Source organism: Bacteroides ovatus, from assembly GCF_001314995.1.
GTDB classification, from domain to species: Bacteria; Bacteroidota; Bacteroidia; order Bacteroidales; family Bacteroidaceae; genus Bacteroides; species Bacteroides ovatus.
This window is the reverse complement of record NZ_CP012938.1, coordinates 3,666,208-3,688,422: the sequence shown is the minus strand read 5'-3', so window position 1 is coordinate 3,688,422 and position 22,215 is coordinate 3,666,208. Positions and strand designations below refer to the sequence as shown.

The following is a 22,215-nucleotide window of genomic DNA, read 5'->3' as shown; positions in this document are numbered from 1 at the left end:
TATGAGGAGTAAAAATTTGATTGCATGTATATTATTGTTGCTCTTTTCCATAACCGTTTGGGCGCAGGAAAGTGCAATGATAACTGGAGTGGTGACCGATGAGAATAAGGAACCCTTAATTGGTGTGAATATTGCGATACAGAATATGCCTGGGTTGGGTGTTATTACTGATATAAATGGTCGATACAAAATAAAGGCATCTGCTTATGACAGACTTGTATTCTCATATATAGGTTATGAGACTGTGGTGGTATTGGTAAAAGAACAAAAAACCATCAACGTAAAAATGAAAGAAGCAGCTAATACGATTATTGATGAAGTTGTAATTACAGGTACGGGAGCACAAAAGAAAATAGCAGTGACTGGTGCCATTACTAATGTGGATGTAGATGCGTTGAAATCGGTTCCTTCCACTTCTGTGGTGGATGGATTGGCAGGTGTTGTTCCGGGTGTAATGGCTATGCAAACTTCTGGACGACCGGGTAGTGTATCTGAGTTTTGGATTCGTAGTATATCTACTTTTGGTGCTAATACGGCTGCATTGGTACTTGTTGATGGATTTGAACGTGATATTGATGAAGTGAGCGTGGAAGATATTGAATCATTTACAGTATTGAAAGATGCTTCCGCAACGGCTATTTATGGTAGTAAGGGAGCCAATGGTGTAGTCTTGATTAATACAAAACGTGGTAAGGAAGGTAAAATCAATATTGATGCAAAGGTTGAGGGGTTCTATAGCACTTTTACAAAGGCACCGGAATTTGTAGACGGTTATACATATGCTTCTATGGCTAATGAAGCTCGTTTGACAAGAAATCAAGAGGCTTTATATTCGCCATCAGAATTGGAACTGTTTCGTACGCAACTTGACCCAGACCGTTTTCCGGATGTAGATTGGATGGATATGGTATTGCGTGACGGTGCTTGGAGTTCACGTGCAACGTTGAATATGCGTGGTGGTGGTAAAACTGCACGTTACTTTGTTTCCGGAAGTTATCAGGACCAACAAGGTATGTATAAGACTGACAAAAGCCTTAAGGATTATAATACAAACGCACATTTCAGAAAATGGACGTACCGTATGAATGTGGATATTGATATTACGAAAACGACTCTGTTAAAGGTCGGGGTATCCGGTTCTTTGCGTAAGCAGAATGATACAGGTAGTGGTACAGATAATTTGTGGACTGTATTGATGGGATATAATTCCATCATGATGCCGGCAGAATATTCGGATGGAAAAATTCCGGGATGGTCAGATAAGGATGATAATATGAATCCTTGGGTAATGACTACACAATCCGGATATAATGAAAGTTGGAAGAATAATATTCAAACCAGCCTTACGCTGGAACAGAAACTGGATTTTATAACCAAAGGATTGCGTTTTGTAGGTAGATTCGGATATGATACGTATAACTCCAATTGGATTAAACGTTATAAATCTCCGGCTGCTTACAAGGCCGACCGTTATCGTCAACCGGACGGAACATTGAATTTCACGAAAATCAGAGACGAGAAAGTGATGTCGCAATCTTCCAATTCGGAAGGAGAAAAGAGAGAGTTCTTTGAATGGGAATTGCACTATAGTCGTGCTTTCAAAACTCATCATGTTGGAGGTGTACTGAAGTATACGCAGGCTTCTAAGATTTTTACTCAAAATATAGGTACAGACTTGAAGAATGGTATTCCTTATCGTAATCAGGGAATAGCCGGACGTTTCAGCTATAACTGGAATTATCGTTATTTTATTGATTTTAATTTCGGATACAACGGTTCGGAGAATTTCCACAAAGACCATCGTTTCGGATTCTTCCCGGCTATCTCCGGTGCATGGAACTTGGCTGAGGAACCATTCATGAAAAAGATTGCCGGAAAATGGTTGAATATGTTGAAAATCCGTTATTCTTATGGAAAGACAGGAAATGATGCTTTGTATGAAGGTAATAAAAGAGTCCGTTTCCCCTATTTGTATTCGATAGCAACCGATAATAATGTTTATCATTTTGAAGATATTGGGACTGGTGAAAAATTGTGGAATGGAAAATATTACTCAACAGTGGCTTCTCCTGCTATTTCGTGGGAAGTTGCTACTAAACAAGATTTGGGTATTGACTTTTCTCTCTTTAATGACAAACTGACCGGAGAGATTGACTACTTTAAAGAACGTCGTGACGGTATCTATATGACTCGTTCTTATATCCCTTACGAAGTGGGAATTGATAATGCTTCGAAAGCAAATGTCGGTATTGTAGAAGCAAAAGGATTTGATGGTCATTTTGCATTCAAACAGAAACTCGGTAAGGTGAATTTTACGTTACGTGGTAATATTACTTACAGTAAGAACAAGGTGATAGAAAAAGATGAAGAGAACACCATTTACGAATATAAGCTAGCCCAAGGGCATCGTGTCAATCAGGCAAGAGGACTTATTGCTCTGGGATTGTTTAAAGATTATGAAGAAATCAGAAATAGCCCGAAGCAAACTTTTGGTGAAGTGATGCCCGGTGATATTAAATATAAAGATGTCAATGGTGATGGTATAATTGACTCACAAGACCGGGTAGCTATTGGTGCTACTACTCGTCCTAACTTGATATATGGCTTTGGCTTTTCGGCCAAATGGAAAGGGTTGGATTTCAATGCTCATTTCCAAGGAGCAGGTAAGTCGTCTTTCTTTGTCAAAGGTACAACTGTCTTTATGTTCCAAGGTGGTGATGGCTGGGGAAATGTTTTGAAAGAAATGGCAGAAAGCAACCGTTGGATTCTGGGTGAGAATGAAGATCCGAATGCAGAATTCCCCCGTCTGACTTATGGTGATAATAAAAATAATTATCAAGAGTCTAATTATTGGTTGAGAGATGGCTCTTATCTTCGTCTGAAGACATTGGATATCGGCTATACCTTTCCGAAAGCTTGGGTTAATAAGATTCATTTGAATCAAGTACGTGTTTTCTTTATCGGAACCAACTTGCTGACATTCTCTTCGTTTAAATATTGGGATCCGGAATTGGGCAGTTCGGACGGAAAGAAATATCCGTTGAGCAAGACGCTTTCGTTAGGCGTATCAGTTAATCTATAAACAAGAACAGAATATGAAGAAACTTATAATAAATTTAGGTTTTATATTAGGAGTGAGTACCATGGTTGTCGGATGTACCGATTATTTGGACTCAGACTACCTTTTCGAGGAACGTGTTAACATTGAAAATGTGTTTCAGAGTAAGGACTATACCAATGAATGGTTGGCAAAGGGATACGCTTATATGAATCACGATTATCTGCAACAAGTGAACAGCAAGAAGAACACTAGTTTCAATTTTGCAGATGATATGTACTACATAGATTTGAATTATGTAGATTGGAAGGGTGGAAACTATACGGAAAAAGGATTAGGTAGTGGAAACAGTTTGTATATATGGCAGGCCGCTTATCAAGCGATTCGTCACATTTCCATTTTCATTCATAATGTGGATGGAAATAAAGAGCTTACTGAAGCTGAGATTACTGATATGAAAGGACAGGCTCATTTCCTGCGTGCATATTTCTATTGGATGCTGATTCGTTCATTCGGTCCGGTGCCCATTGTCCCAGATGAAGGGGTCGATTATACGAAAGAGTATGATGATATCGCTTATCCTCGAAATACGTATGATGAATGTGCAGATTACATTGCCGAGGAATTGGTGAAGGCGGCTACGATGTTGGACGACGAGCGAGACGTACAAAATATTGTGCGTCCTACACGTGGTGCAGCATTGGCACTTCGTTCACGTGTGCTTTTATATGCAGCAAGTCCTTTATATAACGGACAAGCACCATCAGAGGTGATCGATGCATTGGTTGATAAGAGCGGGCGTAAGTTGCTGTCTGATACATACGACAATCGGAAGTGGGCAAGAGCTGCTGCTGCTGCTAAGGATGTAATGGAATTGAAACGGTATCAATTGTATGTTGCTTATAAAAGAGAAAGTGATGATATGGCTTACCCGACAACTATTACTCCGCCGGACGATAATGGAACTTTCCATTCTCAGGATTGGCCTTACGGTTGGAAAAATATTGATCCGTTCGAATCATACCGTTCTTTGTTTGATGGAGAAGTGGGTGCATACAATAATGACGAAATTATATTTACCAGAGGTGTCAATCAGGGTGCTGAGAATATCAGGGTAATGGTTATCCATCAGTTGCCCCGTTCACAAGGAGGCGGATATAACTGCCATGGCATGACACAGAAACAATGTGATGCTTATTATATGAAAGATGGTAGCGATTGTCCGGGTATGAATTCTATGTATAAGGGTATGGAAGGATATACCGACCCAAGCCGTTACAATGAACAGCCACGTGTTTCAGGGGTGGTTGAAACGTCTGAATTGTCTAATTATCCTGAATTAGGTCCATTGGGAAAAGGTGTTTCTAAACAATATGCGAACCGTGAACCTCGTTTCTATGCATCAGTAGCCTACAATGGTAGTGTATGGCATATGTTGAATGCAAGTGCAGAGGATAAAGAAGAAACGAACGTTCCTATTTTCTACTACAGAGATGCTCAAGATGGTTACAAAGCAGGTACCAATTATTTGAGTACAGGTATTGGTATTAAGAAGTTTGTACATCCGAAGGATTTAGCAGATTCTGAGAAATCGTATGACGTAAGTCGTGTAGTTCAAAAGTACGCTCCGGACATTCGATATGCAGAGATTCTGTTGAATTATGCAGAAGCACTGAATGAGGTCGAGGGTTCTTATGAGATTCCTTCTTGGAATGGCGAGACTATGTATACTATCACACGTTCGGCAACAGCTTTAAAGGAAGGTATTCAGCCTATTCGTATTCGTGCTGGATTGCCAGATTATGAGGTGTACGATGATGTAAAGAAGTTTCGTTTTAAAGTAAAACGAGAACGTCAGATTGAGCTATTTGCGGAAGGTCATCGTTTCTTTGATATTCGTCGTTGGTGTGATGCTCCAGTTGAAGAGGCTCTTCCCATTTATGGTTGTAATATCTATTTGACTTCGGAAAATCCAGATAGTTTTCATACACCGATAGAAGTCGCTTCGTTGCCTACTATGTTTACTACGAAGATGTGGTTTTGGCCAATCCATCACAATATAATGAAACGAAATATGTGGATGATTCAGAATCCGGGCTGGAAAGATCCGGAATAAACCTACTAAATTTGGATAGAAAATATGAATAATATATGTAAATTATTGATTGGCATGATGGCGGCAGTATGTTGCACTTCATGTAACAATGAGTGGGAAGATGAACAATTCAAACAGCTGGCATCTTTCAAAGCAGAGATTAATAATGAAGGAGTAACTTCTACTTATGTACGCTACAAACCAGGAGGAGTGGTGACTTATCAGCTTCCGGTTTTGTTGAGTGGTTCAACCATGAATACACAGGCAAGAACTATTCATGTAGCACTTGATAAGGATACTTTGGATGTGTTGAATCAGGAACGTTTTGGTGAACGCCGTCGGGAACTTTTTTACCATTTGTTGGATCAACAATACTATTCCATACCGGAAACTGTAGAAATGCCTGCAGGTGAATCTGAAGCACTGTTACCTATTGATTTTACGCTAGGAGGGCAGAACAATGCGAAACCGTTGGATATGTCGGATAAATATATTCTACCATTGACTATTCAAGACGATCCATCTTATAACTATCAGGTGAACAACCGTCTGCATTATCGGAAAGCATTGTTGAATATCATTCCGTTCAATGATTACTCCGGTTCGTATGATGGTAGCCTATTAAAGATTTTTTTGGAGAATCAAAAGGATAATTTCATGTTAGCTACCCATAAAGCTTATGTGTATGACGAGAAGACCATTATGTTTTATATGGGAGTTCGTGATGTGAATTACATGGACCGTAAATACTATAAATTATATGTAGAGTTTACAGATGAACCGCTGAATGAAGGAAGTGAGTTGAAGAAGAAACTGAGATTATGGACCGATAACGGGGGAGAGGATGGCAATAACTTTAAAATTCTCTTGCTGGGCGAAGGAGACGACAAATTTAAGGAAGCTCCTTATTATACGATTGTCGAAGAGAATGATCCTGTGAAGCCTTACTTGAAGCATATTTATATCACTTTGTCTATGGGATACTCATTTGAGGACTATACACTTAGCCCGGGTAACCGTATGAAGTATAGAGTAGAAGGTACATTAAGTATGCAACGTGACTTGAATACGTTGATTCCGGACGAAGACCAACAAATCGAATGGAATTGATGGGTTGTTGATTGATGAATATAATATTGAGAGGCAGTGTTCAAATTTGGGATTGGGTACAGCCTCTCAAGTTTTTTAGAACTATAAAACAATTTATTAATGGTTTAGTCAGCTCTTTTGGGATAAGGAGCGTAATTAATTTGTTTACATATGAAAAACTACAAAATTCTAAAGAATATTTATATATGTCTGGCTTTGTTGTCAACTGTTTTATTAGTTGGTTGTTCGAAAAGTGATGAAACCCCAGCCCCCGAGGAACAGCCTTTAGGCAAAGGAAAAATAACGTTTAATGTGCATACTCCCGGGGCATTCCTTACAAGGGCAGTAGGTGTAGGTGACGAAAATGGAGGCACTAATGACAAAATAGCCTTTTATCAATTTAGCAGAGAAGGTAAGTATGAACAAAGGTATGTCTTAAATTATGCAGCTGCTTCTGTAGGTGCAAACGGTGATACAAGGTCATATACTGTTGAATTAACTTCTTCGACTGGAGGAGAAAAGAGATTCATCATTGTGGAGAGTGAGAATGAGAGCAATTTCCCTAATATGAGTGCAACAAATACAATCGATGAACTACTAAATAGCAAAACTGTTGCCGAAAGTGGTAAGTTGAATCCTCCATTTGTTATGTCTAATGTCAAAACAGATGGTAAGGAGTATGTAACAGTTGCCGATGTAGAATCTTCCAATAATCAGGTTGATGTAAAACTTAAAAGACGTGTAGCTAGATTTGATTTGTTGAATGATCCAACAGAATCGGGATTAGTGATCGATAAGGTATATATTAAGAATAGATACACTCAAGGATTCATCGGTGACGTAAGTGGTAATGCAGGCAATATATCTTCTGATGTTTTGGAAATACCGGCAGCTGATTTAGCTAATGACGGAAAGAGTTTCTATCTTTATCCGACTCAGTTGACTTCAACTCTTGAGCAGAATGAAAAAACAGTTGTATGGGCTACCACTAAACTTGCCAATACCAATACGGAAGGGCCGACTCTTTATCTGAATCTTACTGCTGATATCAATGTGGAGGCCAACTATCTCTATCAGCTTAATACGAAAAAGATAGCCGGTTCTACAGGCTTTGACATCTCAGTAGAAGAATGGAAAGACGGTACTTCAATTGATTGGGTGACGATTGAAGACGGAATCTCTGTAATGGATGACAAGGCTACTGTCATTGCTGGTACAGATATTAAAGGGACTTATGTAAAGATTGCAGCTGACGCTACAATGCCATATACTATAAAACGTGTCGTTACAGATTATAGCTCAGCAGCATTGGACGCTGCGTATGACGGAAGCCTACCTAAATGGCTTACCATTTCTTCATCTACTAAAGATGCAGGTAGCGGTCTTTATCGTCATGAGATTATTTACACGGTGACTGCACATCCTGAGAAGACAAGTCAGTTTGCTATCACACATCTTAACGGAGCCGTTTCAGATGAGAACTTGTTGGTAATCGGGTTTGCCGATCCGTATCCAGGCACTCCGCTTCCTTGTCTATCGTGGGAAGAGAAGCTCTATTCGCCAGTGCACTGTCGTCAGTCCACCTATCTTGTCCATAATACAGTAGATAAGGCTTATTTCTGTGGAACTGAAGGATATACGTTTAATACTCCTATGAAAGGTAAAACGGGTAATGAGGGGGCGAAGAATCTTTGTCCCGAGGGTTGGACAGCATTGAATGATGCAGAGGCAAAAGATTATATTTTGTGGGTAGGACAGCATCTTAAATCACAAGTGGCAGAGGCTTTATATACTTACTGTTGGTTCGATAAAGACGATGAGGCTACTAATTTGCGTATATTGGGGGGATACCCATACGATAGAGCTACTCCCAATGTGAAAGACTTAGCTTGTTATGGTACGTGGCCGAACGTAGCTTGGGTGAACATCAAACTGCCAGGTCTTACTATAGCGGGACAGACATTTAACGATGAATGGACAGTGAAGAAGGATTACGGAATCCCCTACAGATGTATCCGTGATAAAGCCGGTTGGGAATAATTATATGGATTCTTGAAAGGATATATATTCAATGATTAAATTTGTAAGAAATGCTAAAGAATACTTTATTTGTGATTCTTCTAATGATTTCCAGCTTATTCACGGCTTGTGCTGAAGGATATGTAAGTGATGTGCAGAAGGAGGATGACACAAAAGAAATACGTTTCAGTCTGAATATGGAGGGAGGGCTAACGATGTCCTCCACCAGGGCTTCTGTGTCTTTGGACGGAATGAAATGGAAAATATTCTGTTTTGACGATCAATATAATTATCTGTTTGACAAAACAGGAAGTATAGGGGATGCAGCAAATGAAATAAAGGTTTCTGTAATTAAAGGCGTCGTTTATCGATTCCTGTTTTTGTGTACCACAGCTGATAAATTCCCAGAGTTGGCTTCCGGTAAGACTTATTGGGATTTAGAAGCGTATGCTCCTCAATTGCCGTTAGCTGATCCGATGGCGATGCTTGTCAGTAGAGGCAATGAAAAAGATGGTACACTTCGTGTAGCTGCTGCGTCTGCATCGGTGCAGGTTACTCTTGCTCCGCGTGCATCTAAGATCGTTTTGCAAAAGGATCCGGATACAGCTTCGGATATTACAGTGAATTCCGTGACTTTTGCGGATGCCGCTTCTTCTGTTCCTTATGTTCATATCGAACCTCAACATTACAGTGAATATGAGAATCTTCCGGTAGCAACCCGAAAGACCTATCAGTGTGTACCCCAAGAGGATGTATGTTATATGCTTCCGGATATGTGCGCCGAAACCTTTGGAGTGAATGCTACGCTGCATATCACTCATCCGATTTCTGGAGAACAGGACGTACGGGTAACGGTACCAGTGGGGCTTGCGTTGAATGTAGGCAGTGGAAAGACTTACTATATTGAAATGTCTGCTGATGCAAATGGAAAAGTTGCTGCTACTTGGGCAACACGTGTAGCACCCAAAACGTTGAAACTTGCTACACAAAACTTATGGGGTAAATCGACTTCCGTTGTGTTGGATTACTTCAATAGAATTGATGTGGACGTGCTTTGTGCGCAGGAATGCAGTAATCTCTCCGAATCTGATATACAAGCACAGGGGCTTTACGTTCATACTCACTCCAACAATAGGCAGGGAAAATGCAGCATTATATCACGTTATCCTTTCTCGGGGATTACACCAAACAAGTATGGTGTTTATATCGACTTGGGTGATGGCATTGTTGTGCTGGTGATGAACTGTCACGGTGCTTTCTATCCTTACGGTCCTTATCAGTTGAATGGTATCGCATATGAAGGATATGAAGGTACGGACGATGTTGACTATGTAGTAAAAGTCAATAAAGAAGCCCGTCAAGGCATGGTGGACAAACTGCTGGAGGATTTTAATTCGTCTACCACTCCTTTTGTTTGTCTCTCGGGTGACTTCAATGAACCGTCATGGCTTGACTGGACGGAAGGTGCCTTGAAAGCAGAACTTGCTCCTTACGTTGTTCAGTGGCCTACCACCCGTTCTTTGTGGGAAGGCGGCATAAAAGGTGATGCTTACCGAACGATACATCCGGATCCTGTGACGCATCCGGGATTCACATGGACGCCGCGCCCGAGCGAGAAGGACACCAGAGACCGATTAGATTTGACTCTTTATACCTTGTCTCCCAACACGGAAGTGAAAAGTTGTCAGGTGATAGGAGAGAAGACAGAAACGTCGGATATCGTTCTTCCTAATTGGGGGCCGTTTGAAAATGTATTCGATCACCGGGGATTACGGACAGAATTTGTCTTTACGAAATGACGGAACGGTGCACCGGAATTAGTGAGTCTCCAGACTGTTAATTATTGAGGTCTCGGGTATTAATACCTGTCGTGTAAGGTATTAATATCCGAGAATTCAGCTATTAATAGCTAACATGCCAACTATTTGTAATGGATAAACCAATGATTAACTAATGTCTTTTTGTCTGTTGCTAGATAACCTTCAAATAGGCAATATATGGCAGTTTGGGACTCAAATTTCATTTATTGACTTGTTTTTAGCATGCCGGACAGGTAGAAAACACTATTTTTGTCCTCATCCGTTTTAGACTTTTAAGATTATATAAACCAATAAATTGTAACGTACGAATATGCACAACATTGCTAAAACCTTTTTCCCGATTTTATTATTACTTTTTGCTGCAGTAGTGACAGCACAGAATGGGAAGAACAATGTCGGAAATGCGCAACGCATCTGGCTTGATTCTGAAATTGGTCATCAGGGCGACTACCAGTGGAAAATGATAAAAGCTGGAGATGCAACAGATCCCGGAGAAAAGATTTCGTTATCCAATTATGCAACTGCAAATTGGATGCCGGCCATCGTTCCCGGAACAGTTTTGAATTCTTTGGTGTATAACCAAAAATACCCGGAGCCTTATTATGGAATCAATAATAAGATTGAATCTAAATTGATACCGGATATTTCTGAAACCGGACGTGACTTTTACACCTATTGGTTTCGGACAGATTTTACAGTACCGCAGTCATTCAAGGGAAAGACTGTCTGGTTACAGTTGGATGGTATCAACTACCGGGCAGAAGTATGGGTGAATGGTAACTTGTTGAGCACAATGAACGGTATGTTTATTCAGGACTATATTGATGTTACGGATTTTGTGAAAATCGGAGGAAAAAACGGACTGGCTATAAAGGTCTATCCGGTAGATGTTCCCGGAAGTGCGAAGCCGAAATCCTGGGGAGCAGCCGGCGAATTTCATAACGGTGGAAACGGTAACATTGGTTTGAATACTACCATGTTGATGACGGTAGGTTGGGACTTTACCTTTATGGACGGTATCCGTGACCGTAATACAGGTATATGGAAAAATATTTCCCTCTATGCTACAGGCAGAGTAGCATTACGCCATCCTTTCGTTAAATCTGAATTGCGAAAACCTGATTATGACCAGGCTCGTGAGACTGTATCGGTTGAGATTATCAATCCATCGACCAGTAATCGGGTAATCAGTTGCAAGGTGAAGGGTGAAATTGTGGGTGAAAATATCACTTTTGAAAAGACCTTCCGACTGATGCGTGGAGAAGAAAAAACAGCAACCTTCTCCCCCGAAGAGTTCCCGCAACTGATTATTAACTCTCCAAAACTGTGGTGGCCTGTCAATAAAGGACCACAAAACTTATATGACCTGAAGCTGACAGTATCAGTTGATGGCAAAGAATGTGATTCTGTGAAAACAAGATTCGGTATTCGTGAAATTGTCTCGGATAGAAAGACGCCAGATAAATCACGTGTCTTTTATGTGAACGGTAAACGATTGTTTATTCGTGGTACCAACTGGATACCGGAAGCAATGTTGAGAACTTCGGATGAACGTACCTATGCAGAATTGCGGTACTCCCGCCAGTCCGGTGTCAACCTTTTAAGAATGTGGGGAGGCGGAATTGCAGAGTCTGATTATTTCTTCCAATTGTGTGACGAATTGGGATTGTTGGTATGGCAAGAGTTCTGGATGACTGGTGATACTCGTCATCCGCATGATAAGGCTCTCTATATGAGTAACGTGGAATCTACCGTAAAACGTATTCGTAATCATCCTTCTTTGGCTTATTATGTTGCTTCTAATGAGAGTACAGAAGTTACCGGTACTCCTGAATTACTGAATAAACTGGATGGTACACGTGGCTTCCAGATGCAGTCCGAATGTGAAGGAGTGCATGATGGCAGTCCTTACAAACAGGTAAATCCGATGCAGCATTATGAAAATACGGCCTCTCCCAGAGGAAGCCGTGTAGACGGATTTAATCCGGAATACGGTGCACCTACTCTTCCAACTGTGGAAATCCTCCGAGAAATGATGGATGAAAAAGACCTTTGGCCTATCAATAAGGAAGTATGGGATTATCTGGATGGAAATGGTTTCCATCTGATGAGTACTATGTATACAGACTTGGTGAATAACTACGGAAAATCATCATCCATTGATGAGTTTGCACAGAAAGGGCAATTGTTGGGAGCTATTAATTCGAAGAGCATTTGGGAAGTATGGAACTACAATAAGCTGGATTATGGTGATCGTTTCTGTTCCGGACTTTTGTTTTGGTATCATAACTGCTCTATGCCTCAAGTGGCTTCCCGTATGTGGGACTGGTCTCTGGAACCGACAGCGTCGCTTTATCATACTGCCAACTCTTTAGAACCATTACATGCACAGTTTGACTATCTTAAGAATACAGTGTCTGTAGTGAATGATTATTATCGTGAATTTAAGAATTATAAAGTGATAGCACAGGTTTACGATATTAACAGCAAGAAAGTATTTGAAGAATCAGCAGTGGTTAATCTACCCTCGGATGGAGTGGTAAACGATGCGTTGACTATTCGTTTCCCGGAAAACATATCTCAAGTTCACTTTATTAAACTGATTCTGAAAGATGAAAAGGGAAAAGATGTTTCTTCTAACTTCTATTGGCGTTCTAATGACAAATATGAAGGAAGCAAAACTTTGACCGGTCCGGCTGCTTCAGGTTTTGAAGATTTGAGTAAACTGAAGCAGGCAAAAGTGAAACTTACCTATAAAGTAAGAGAAGATGATAACAATTACTTTGTAGATATTACTTTGAGAAATACCTCCGGGCAGATTGCTTTCTTTAATCAGTTGCAATTCCTGAATTCAAAGATGAGTCCGATACGTCCGTCATTCTATACAGATAATTTCTTCTCCCTGATGCCGGGTGAAAAGAAAACGGTGACTATTGAGACTGCAAAAGGAAAGCTGAAAGACGGCGCTGTATTGGCACTGAAAGGTTGGAATATAAATAAGCAAGAATATAAACTAAAGTAATAAGAGTAAGGTTGTGAATTGGTTCTACATTCTTTATATCAGGAGTGTAGAATCAATTACGTGATAAAAAACATTTTTAACTATAAAAGAGAACTAAGATGAAACTGAAACTTATCATTGGCATAGTTGGTATATTATCTGCATGTGGATTTACCAATGCGCCTTCTTTAGATACTAATCAGGAGAAACAGGATAATAATTGGGTGATCGGGCCATTCTTGCGTCCTGAAGGAGTTAATCCTGTCATATCACCGCAGCCTACAGAGTTTTATTGCCCGATGCGTAAGCAGCAAGTTAAGTGGGAGGAAAGTGACACTTTTAACCCTGCTGCTACTGTAAAAGATGGGAAGATTGTCGTGCTTTATCGTGCAGAAGATAATTCGGCCCAAGGTATAGGTAAAAGAACCTCACGTGTTGGTTATGCTGAAAGCAAGGATGGGATTGAGATGAAAAGGCTTGATAATCCTGTTCTTTTTCCTGCTGAAGATAATTTTAAAGATCAAGATTGGCCGGGTGGTTGTGAAGATCCTCGTGTGGCTATGACCGAAGACGGACTGTATGTGATGCTCTACACAGCATGGAATCGGAAAAAAGCACGCCTTGCAGTAGCTACTTCCCGAGACCTGAAGAACTGGACAAAACACGGGCTTGCCTTTGATAAAGCCTATAATGGTCGATTTAATAACCTTTTCTGTAAATCGGGGTCTATTTTAACAAAATTGAAAGGAAATCAATTGGTCATAGACAAAGTTAATGGCAAGTATTTCATGTATTGGGGAGAACATGCTATATATGCTGCTACTTCTGATAACCTGATTGACTGGTATCCGGTTTTGGATGAGAAGAATGAACTGATGAAAATCATACAACCTCGTAAAGGACATTTTGATAGTTTGTTGACAGAATGTGGCCCTCCGGCTATTCGTACTAAGCATGGCATTGTTCTCGTGTATAATGGTAAGAATAGCGGTAAAACTGGAGATGCTAACTATCCTGGCAATGCTTATTGTGCCGGACAGCTTTTATTGGATGGTAACGATCCCTATAAAGTATTAGACCGTTTGGATAAGCCTTTCTTTGCTCCCGAAGCTCCTTTTGAGAAGAGCGGACAGTACAAGGACGGAACAGTATTTATCGAGGGACTTGTTTATCACAAGAAGAAACTATACCTCTATTATGGTTGTGCGGATTCACAGGTGGCGGTAGCGGTATGTGATGATGTGAAGAAATTGAAAACAAAATAGTAGATTATAAGACGATGAGAATAAGGCTGAATACATATCTTGCTTGTGTAATTGTTTTTCTGTGTGCTTCTACAGAATGCATTTATCCACAAAAACTAAAATGGAATTTTGGTTTATCTCGTAAACAGAGTTCCGAAGTGATACCTCATTCAAAACATTCATTTCAGACAGCTAAGCCTAAAAAAAAAGTGGTAGAGCCCGAAGAATTGAGTCCGCTTTCCGATTGGGAGTACCAACTCTCCAAAGGCTGGGAAATGATAGAAGGATATAAAGCTAGAGCAGCTGAAAAAACGGTATTTGCACAAGATTTAGGTACAAGCGAATGGTATTCGGCAACAGTTCCCGGTACAGTATTAACTACGTTGGTGGATCAGGGCGTATACCCTGATCCCTATTGGGGGCTTAACAATTTATTGATTCCTGATACGCTTTGCCGGATGGACTGGTGGTATCGCAATTCTTTTAGTATTCCTCGTAGTAAGAAGGGAGAAAAAGTGAAGTTGATTCTGAATGGAATCAATTATAAAGCGGAGATCTGGTTCAATCATCAACTATTAGGAACAATGGTTGGTGCTTTTGAGCGAGGTATTTTTGATATAACTCCTTGGGTGGATTATGATAAGAAGAACCTGTTGGCCATCCGTATTCTTCCGCCTAACAATCCCGGTATTCCTCACGAAGCAAATAAGAAAGAAGGAATCGGCCCCAATGGTGGAGCATTGTGCTTAGACGGTCCTACTTTTATCTCTTCAGAAGGCTGGGATTGGATTCCCGGCATACGCGACCGGAACATGGGTATTTGGCAGGATGTCAGAATCAAATTTGGAAATGAACTGGAAATTGTTGATACGCATGTAATTACGGATCTGCCTTTACCTGACACTACATCAGTCAATTTTATCGTTCAGACGGAGATTTATAATTCTTCTAAAACGACTTGTACTGCCAATTTACATTTTAATATAGGAGATGTGTCTGCTGTTTATCCGGTTTCTTTGAATGCAAATGAAAAAAGGATGATTAAACTTACTCCTCACGAATGTAAGGAACTGCAAATGAAGAATCCACGTCTTTGGTGGCCGAATGGATATGGAGAACAATATTTATATAAAGCATCTTTGAGCCTGATATCACCCAATAAAGATACTCTTGATGTCAAAAAAATGCGTATCGGTATCCGTGAGTTGGAATATGAATTGTCTGCGTATGAGGATAACTCTCCTGTGGTGCGGTTGAACTATAATCCAACTGCTGCTTTGCAGGATGGAAAACCCGTTTTTGATGCTGTGAAACGTAAAAAAACGGATAGTAAGGTCCGCTATACGAATTATGATGGAGAGTTTGTCCCCAATTTATTGAAACCGGTTTCTTCACAGGGAATAGAGTTGATAAAGGATTCACTGATGAAAGAATACATGGTTATAAAGGTGAACGGACAACGAATCTATTGTAAAGGAGGTAACTGGGGCATGGATGACGGTATGAAGCGTGTTTCCCGGGAACGATTGGAACCTGCCTTGAAGTTGCATAAGAATATGAATTATAATATGATTCGTAACTGGACGGGTGAGAGTACGGAAGAAGTATTTTATGAGCTTTGCGATGAATACGGAATGTTAGTGATGAATGATTTTTGGCTTTCAACAGACGGATTTAATCTTAATCCATTAGATAATTGCCTGTTCATAAAGAATGTGACTGAAACGGTACGTCGTTTCCGTAATCACCCTTCCATCGCTTTATGGTGTGCACGTAATGAGGGTTTTGCTCCGAATGAACTTGAGTACATGTTGGCCGCTACTTTAGCTAAAGAAGATGGCAGCAGGCATTATACAGGAAATTCCCGTTCATTGAATAGTTCAGGAAGCGGACCTTGGCGTTATCAGTTTGATGCAGGCTGGTACTACCGTTCTTTAGCTGGAGGATTTCGTTCGGAAGTGGGTACTCCTTCTCTGCCTACGGCTGAAACTGTTCGTGAGTTTATGGCGGAAGAGGATACATGGCCCATTAGTGATGTTTGGTATTACCATGACTGGCATAATCATAGATATGGTAGTAAGACTTTTAGTGAGCTTTATAAGGAAGGGGTGGATCGTAAACTAGGACGTTCTGATAACTTGGATGATTTCTGCAAGAAAGCACAATTGATTAATTACGAAAGCCATCGGGCCATTTTTGAAGCATGGAACAGTAAGATGTGGAATGATGCTTCCGGGGTATTATTGTGGATGAGCCATCCTGCATGGCCCAGTATGGTTTGGCAGAACTACAGTTCGAATGGGGAAACAGCTGGTGCTTATTATGGCGCGCAAAAAGCATGTCGTCCTCTTCATATTCAGATGAGCCTTAATAGTCAACATAAAGTGGATATTATTAATACTACACTGAAAGAATATCGAGATTTGAAGGTAGGAGTTACTGTTTATGATAAAGTAGGCAAAAAAATACGCTCTTTACAACATAAGGTAGGACAAGTGACAGCCAATGCGCTGACTTCTGTAACACAGTTGGATGATATAAAAGGACTTCCTGATTTCTGCTGGGTAAAGTTGGTGTTGACAACTAATAACGGAAAGTTGCTGGATGATAATGTTTATTGGCTCAATCAGAAGGAATGGGACGGAAAGGTCTTGGCTAATTTACCAGTTTCTTCGGTAAATGTTTCGGTGAAGAACTTCACGAAAAAGACTAATCATTATGAAGGCAGGCTTATTGTGAAAAATCCGGGACAATACTTGGCCGCTGCAATAGCATTGACATTAAGGGATGCAAAAACTGATGCGGCTGTTCGTCCGGCTTATTTTGATGATGGATACTTTTATCTGATGCCAGGAGAATCTAAAGAAGTTTGTTTTCAGGTAGATTGTAAGGAGGGAGTTGATAAACTGCTTTTGCGGGTAGATGGATATAATGTTGAACTGAAAGATATATTGTTGAATAGATAAAGAAAAATATTATGAGTAAGAAATTCTTGATTTTGTTATTTTTGATTCCTTTTCAATTGATGTTTGCTCAGAAAAGTTTACTGAAGGACTTTCCTGAAGGATATACCCCAGAAGAGATAGGCAAACGAATAGCATATCGCTTTTTAACAGAAAAACACGCGCTTCATGTTGGTAAATGGATTGGCTATCCAGAAACCTTCTATTGGAGTGGCGCCTTGCGATATGCTGATGGAGCGAAAGACAAGGAGCTTATTCAACGTTTACAAGAAAAGTTTGATTTCTTGTTTACCGAAGAGAAGATTTTACAACCTATTATGAATCATGTTGATTTGAATATGTTCGGTAGTCTTCCTCTCGAATTCTATTTGGTGACGAAGGATCTGAAATATCGTTATTTAGGTTTGCCTTATGCCGATTCGCAGTGGGAGCTTCCGAGAAATGTGAAACCGCATGAAAAGGAATGGGCGGAAAAAGGTTATTCTTGGCAAACACGTTTATGGATTGATGATATGTATATGATTACCATTGTACAGACACGTGCCTATAAAGTAACGAAGGATAAGAAATATATTGACCGTGCTGCTAAGGAGATGGTGATGTACTTGGATGAGTTACAACGTCCGAATGGCCTTTTCTATCATGCCCCGGATGTGCCTTATTATTGGGGGCGTGGAAATGGCTGGATGGCTGCCGGTATGGCGGAGTTGCTTCAGTGCCTGCCTAAAAAACATAAAGATCGTGCACGCATTATGGAAGGCTATCTCAAAATGATGGAGAGCCTTAAAAAGTATCAGAATCCGGAAGGACTTTGGAATCAATTGATTGACAAGTCTGATTGTTGGACTGAAACTTCTGGTTCAGCAATGTTCACTTTTGCCTTTATTAAGGGGGTTCAAAATGGATGGTTAGATGCAGAAGCTTATGCTCCGGCTACCCGAAAGGCGTGGATGGCTTTAGTGCCATATCTCAATGAAAAAAATCAGGTGGGCAATGTCTGTGTAGGAACGAATAAAAAGAATAGCAAACAATACTATTATGACCGTCCGTGTCGCACTGGTGATTTTCATGGACAGGGACCTTATTTGTGGTGTGCTGCTGCCCTTATGGAAAAATAATCGTTTCTGTATGGAGCTCTAGTTGAGGCTTTGGAGGGGATTTTTGCCAAATTGGATAATTTTTTTTATTTATAGCCCAATTTGTTTTATTCAATGTGGAGGATGTTCTTTAACTTTGCCTTAACAATTTAGTACAAATAGAATCAGGCGGGCTGATTCACATTAATGTTTTATATGAGTTTGAAATATTTACTTTGTGGGATGGCTTTTGTAGCATGTGCTACTATTGCTAGAGCTTTTAATAATGTGCCGGAATCGATTTCTGCATCTATTTTCTTGAAAGTTCCAGGGAATGACGCGAAGCGTTATCCATTGACTTTTCAGAAGTCTCAAAATAATAACGGCACTTATTATTTGGAGAATTCGGAAAAGATGCCGTTGACTGTGTCTCAAAACATAGTAGATGGTGATGATGGGTTACGTATTAGTGTGTCTATTACCGCATTGGAAGATATTTACTTTAATTACAGTCAGCAGGTGGCAACAGATTTCCGTCATAACGATTGCCTATTCTATATGCCGGGGTTCTGGTATCGGCGTAATCTGCGTTCGCCCAAGGAAGCCCCTTCATTTCATACTTCAGACAGTTGGATTGTAAGTGAAGACAGGTTAAGCGCGCCTCTCACCGGGATTTTCTGTGAGAAGAAACAACGTTTTATGACTGTCAACAGACTGGATAAATTTGTAAATAGCACGTTGGCTACCCATCGTGAAGGTGAGATTATTCTCTCGGATAAAACTTCTTTGGGATATACCGGATTTGAAAATAAGGATGGGGTTGCTACTCTTTCTTTCGGTTTTCCTTATCGGGAGGCTCCTAAAAGTTATATCCGTAAATTGACATTAGCTCCGGCTGTAACGGCTTATCAGCATCTTAAAAAAGGAGAGACGATTTTGTTGACTTGGCAAATTACTGAAGGTGAAGCTAAGGATTACTCTGATTTTGTGCGCCATACTTGGGAATATTGTTATGATACATATTTGCCTAAGCCTGTAGATACTCCCTATTCAGTTGAATATATGAAGCAGACTCTTAGCCAATTCTTTGTAAGTAGTTTTGTAGATAAATATCCGTTGGTATATAATTCGGGCATACATCTTAGAACAGATGCGTGTACAAGTAATGGGCAGGCAGAGGTCGGTTTTATAGGGCGTGTTCTTCTGAATGCATTCAATGCCTGGGAATATGGTTGGGAATGTAACCGGGAAGATTTGAAGGCTAACAGCGCCCAAATATTCGACAGTTATTTGAAGAATGGTTTCACGGAAGCAGGTTTTCTCAAGGAATCGGTAAATTATGACAAGAACTTTGAGGATCCTGTTCATAGCATCCGTCGTCAGTCAGAAGGGCTTTATGCAATCTTTCATTTCCTGGCTTATGAAAAAGAAAAAGGTCGTAAGCATCCGGAATGGGAACAGCGATTGAAAAACATGTTGAACATGTTTCTGCAATTGCAAAATGCTGATGGTAGTTTTCCACGAAAGTTTCGTGATGACTTTTCGATTGTAGATAAAAGCGGAGGAAGTACTCCTTCGGCTACATTACCTTTAGTCATGGGATATAAATACTTTAAGGATAAACGTTACTTGGATAGTGCTAAGCGGACTGCGGATTATTTGGAGAAAGAACTGATTTCTAAGGCCGATTATTTCTCGTCTACTCTTGATGCGAATTGCGAAGATAAAGAAGCGTCACTTTATGCTGCAACTGCTACCTATTATCTTTCATTAGTTACTAAAGGGGAGGAACATAAGCATTATGCTGATCTGACGAAGCAAGCCGCTTATTTTGCATTATCGTGGTATTATTTGTGGGATGTTCCTTTTGCTCCCGGACAGATGCTGGGTGATATTGGTTTGAAAACACGTGGCTGGGGAAATGTTTCGGTAGAAAATAATCATATTGATGTGTTTGTATTTGAATTTGCCGATGTACTTCGTTGGTTATCGAACGAATATAAAGAATCCCGTTTCTCGAACTTCGCAGAAGTGATTTCAACCTCTATGCGGCAGTTATTGCCTTATGAAGGACACATGTGTGGCATTGCCAAAGTGGGTTACTATCCGGAAGTTGTTCAACATACCAGTTGGGATTACGGGAAGAATGGCAAAGGATATTATAATGACATTTTCGCACCCGGATGGACTGTTGCTTCTTTATGGGAATTATTTACTCCTGGGCGTGCCGAGATTTTTATGGAAAGGTAATATAATAAATTAATTTGTAATGACATCAAGAAGAGATTTTCTTAAAAAAGCTGGGTTGATTTCTGCTGCTTTTGCAGTTCCCGCTCTTAATGTGAATGGAAATACCACACAATCCAAGATACGTTTAAAGAATACCAAGATTGCAGTGGATGATCGGTGGGATGTTATTGTAATTGGTGGAGGACCTGCTGGATGTACTGCTGCGATTTCTGCGGCCCGGGAGGGAGCTAAAACTTTGCTGATTGAGGCAATGGGACAACTTGGCGGTATGGGAACAGCAGGTATGGTTCCGGCATGGTGTCCGTTTTCTGACGGCGAAAAGATTATTTATCGAGGCTTGGCGGAAAAGATATTCGAGGCATCAAGAAAAGGAGTGCCTCATGAGAGAAAGCAAAAACTGAATTGGGTGAATATAAATCCTGAATATTTGATGCAGGTTTACGATCGGATGGTCGCTGAATCGGGGGCAAAAGTCCTTTTCTTTTCGAGGGTTGCTGCTGTTGAGATGTCAGCTGATGATACGGTAGATGCTATCATCGTAGCAAATAAATCCGGGCTTGTTGCATTCAAAGCAAAAGTCTTTATTGATGCGACGGGAGATGGAGATGTGGCTACCTGGGCAGGTGCTTCATTTAAAAAGGGAGGTGAGGATGGTATACTGCAAAGTTCTACTTTGTGTTTCTCGTTTGCTAATGTCGATAGCTATAACTACAATCTCATAGGTCCTTCATTGCATACGAGTAACAAAAATAGCCCTATCTTTGACGCGATTAAGTCCGGAAAATATCCATTGATAGGCAGACATTTCAATAGTAATCTGATCGGTCCGGATGTGGTACAATTTAATGCAGGACACATTGATAATGTTGATTCGACCGACCCATGGGCTACTACGCGGGCGATGGCTACCGGTAGGCAAATCGCTGAACAATACTTGGAGGCACTGAAAGAACTTCAGCCTAAAACTTTTGGTAGTGCTTTTGTTGTAAAGACTGCCTCCTTGTTGGGGGTTAGAGATAGTCGTCGGATTGAAGGGGATTATACGTTTACTTTCCAAGATTGGCTGGAGCGTAAAACATTTGAAGATGAGATCGGACGTAATTGTTACTATATTGATGTTCATAAACCGGGGCATAAAGAGACGCGTTACAAAAAAGGCGAATCTCATGGAATTCCTTATCGTTGCTTGACTCCTAAAGGTATGAAGAATCTATTGACCGCCGGACGCTGTATTTCTACTGATGAAGAAGCTTTTGGAAGCTTACGAGTGATGCCACCTTGTCTGGTGACTGGTGAAGCTGCCGGAATGGCTGCGGTACATGCTATCAAACAAACAAAGAATGATGTTCATAAGATTGATGTAGGTTTTCTACGCAAAAGATTAAAAGAAGAGGGGCAATATTTCTTATAAATACATTAGGGATGAATTTTATGGGATGTTCCTCTTGACAAATCCTTTTAAATGTTGTATCTTTATAGTCTGGAAAAGAGCTTAAACCTTGTAAATAACAGATAAAAGAATATGAAATTGATGACTTGAATGGTATAATATTATAACAAATCTGGACGTGTTCCCTAATAAATATTGGGAAGGATATAC

11 protein-coding genes are annotated in these 22,215 nt (G+C 40.4%); all 11 read left to right on the top strand.

All coding sequences use genetic code 11. The features are described 5' to 3' along the window. The first annotated feature begins 1 nt into the window (after position 1). Entirely contained in the window at positions 2 to 3,082 is a 3,081-nt protein-coding gene (locus Bovatus_RS14555; RefSeq protein WP_004296571.1) for a SusC/RagA family TonB-linked outer membrane protein, read from the top strand. Between the two features lie 13 nt (positions 3,083 to 3,095). Then, on the top strand, positions 3,096 to 5,174 hold the full coding sequence (locus Bovatus_RS14550) for a RagB/SusD family nutrient uptake outer membrane protein (RefSeq protein ID WP_004296570.1): 2,079 nt from the start codon (positions 3,096 to 3,098) through the stop codon (positions 5,172 to 5,174). Positions 5,175 to 5,198: 24 nt separating this feature from the next. Beyond that, positions 5,199 to 6,263 (top strand): DUF4973 domain-containing protein, encoded by a 1,065-nt coding sequence (locus tag Bovatus_RS14545; protein ID WP_004296569.1) that lies wholly within the window; start codon positions 5,199 to 5,201, stop codon positions 6,261 to 6,263. A gap of 150 nt (positions 6,264 to 6,413) precedes the next feature. After that, positions 6,414 to 8,282 carry a hypothetical protein gene (locus Bovatus_RS14540; protein WP_004296568.1) on the top strand — a complete coding sequence of 623 codons (1,869 nt, stop codon included), beginning with the start codon at positions 6,414 to 6,416 and terminating at the stop codon, positions 8,280 to 8,282. 50 nt (positions 8,283 to 8,332) lie between these two features. Then, positions 8,333 to 10,060: an endonuclease/exonuclease/phosphatase family protein gene (locus Bovatus_RS14535; protein ID WP_004296567.1), complete on the top strand. Its 1,728-nt coding sequence runs from the start codon at positions 8,333 to 8,335 to the stop codon at positions 10,058 to 10,060. 331 nt (positions 10,061 to 10,391) lie between these two features. Next, a complete protein-coding gene (locus Bovatus_RS14530) occupies positions 10,392 to 13,103 on the top strand; it encodes a glycoside hydrolase family 2 protein (RefSeq protein WP_004296566.1) in 2,712 nt (903 codons plus the stop codon). A 98-nt stretch (positions 13,104 to 13,201) separates the two neighbouring features. Then, entirely contained in the window at positions 13,202 to 14,347 is a 1,146-nt protein-coding gene (locus Bovatus_RS14525) for a glycoside hydrolase family 130 protein (RefSeq protein ID WP_004296565.1), read from the top strand. Positions 14,348 to 14,361: 14 nt separating this feature from the next. After that, positions 14,362 to 17,292 (top strand): glycoside hydrolase family 2 protein, encoded by a 2,931-nt coding sequence (locus Bovatus_RS14520; RefSeq protein ID WP_004296564.1) that lies wholly within the window; start codon positions 14,362 to 14,364, stop codon positions 17,290 to 17,292. Between the two features lie 11 nt (positions 17,293 to 17,303). Continuing rightward, positions 17,304 to 18,407, top strand: coding sequence for a glycoside hydrolase family 88/105 protein (locus Bovatus_RS14515; protein ID WP_059365520.1), 1,104 nt, complete (start codon positions 17,304 to 17,306; stop codon positions 18,405 to 18,407). 174 nt (positions 18,408 to 18,581) lie between these two features. Beyond that, positions 18,582 to 20,615 carry a hypothetical protein gene (locus Bovatus_RS14510; RefSeq protein WP_052587852.1) on the top strand — a complete coding sequence of 678 codons (2,034 nt, stop codon included), beginning with the start codon at positions 18,582 to 18,584 and terminating at the stop codon, positions 20,613 to 20,615. Positions 20,616 to 20,634: 19 nt separating this feature from the next. Beyond that, the gene (locus Bovatus_RS14505; RefSeq protein WP_004296560.1) at positions 20,635 to 22,026 is read left to right on the top strand and encodes an FAD-dependent oxidoreductase; all 1,392 of its coding nucleotides are present in this window, start codon (positions 20,635 to 20,637) and stop codon (positions 22,024 to 22,026) included. The last annotated feature ends 189 nt before the right edge of the window (positions 22,027 to 22,215 follow it).

What these genes read in the sequence shown, in the direction of transcription:
- Bovatus_RS14555 (WP_004296571.1), top strand. Translation starts at nt 2, where the DNA reads ATGAGGAGTAAAAATTTGATTGCATGTATATTATTGTTGCTCTTTTCC.
- Bovatus_RS14550 (WP_004296570.1), top strand. Translation starts at nt 3,096, where the DNA reads ATGAAGAAACTTATAATAAATTTAGGTTTTATATTAGGAGTGAGTACC.
- Bovatus_RS14545 (WP_004296569.1), top strand. Translation starts at nt 5,199, where the DNA reads ATGAATAATATATGTAAATTATTGATTGGCATGATGGCGGCAGTATGT.
- Bovatus_RS14540 (WP_004296568.1), top strand. Translation starts at nt 6,414, where the DNA reads ATGAAAAACTACAAAATTCTAAAGAATATTTATATATGTCTGGCTTTG.
- Bovatus_RS14535 (WP_004296567.1), top strand. Translation starts at nt 8,333, where the DNA reads ATGCTAAAGAATACTTTATTTGTGATTCTTCTAATGATTTCCAGCTTA.
- Bovatus_RS14530 (WP_004296566.1), top strand. Translation starts at nt 10,392, where the DNA reads ATGCACAACATTGCTAAAACCTTTTTCCCGATTTTATTATTACTTTTT.
- Bovatus_RS14525 (WP_004296565.1), top strand. Translation starts at nt 13,202, where the DNA reads ATGAAACTGAAACTTATCATTGGCATAGTTGGTATATTATCTGCATGT.
- Bovatus_RS14520 (WP_004296564.1), top strand. Translation starts at nt 14,362, where the DNA reads ATGAGAATAAGGCTGAATACATATCTTGCTTGTGTAATTGTTTTTCTG.
- Bovatus_RS14515 (WP_059365520.1), top strand. Translation starts at nt 17,304, where the DNA reads ATGAGTAAGAAATTCTTGATTTTGTTATTTTTGATTCCTTTTCAATTG.
- Bovatus_RS14510 (WP_052587852.1), top strand. Translation starts at nt 18,582, where the DNA reads ATGAGTTTGAAATATTTACTTTGTGGGATGGCTTTTGTAGCATGTGCT.
- Bovatus_RS14505 (WP_004296560.1), top strand. Translation starts at nt 20,635, where the DNA reads ATGACATCAAGAAGAGATTTTCTTAAAAAAGCTGGGTTGATTTCTGCT.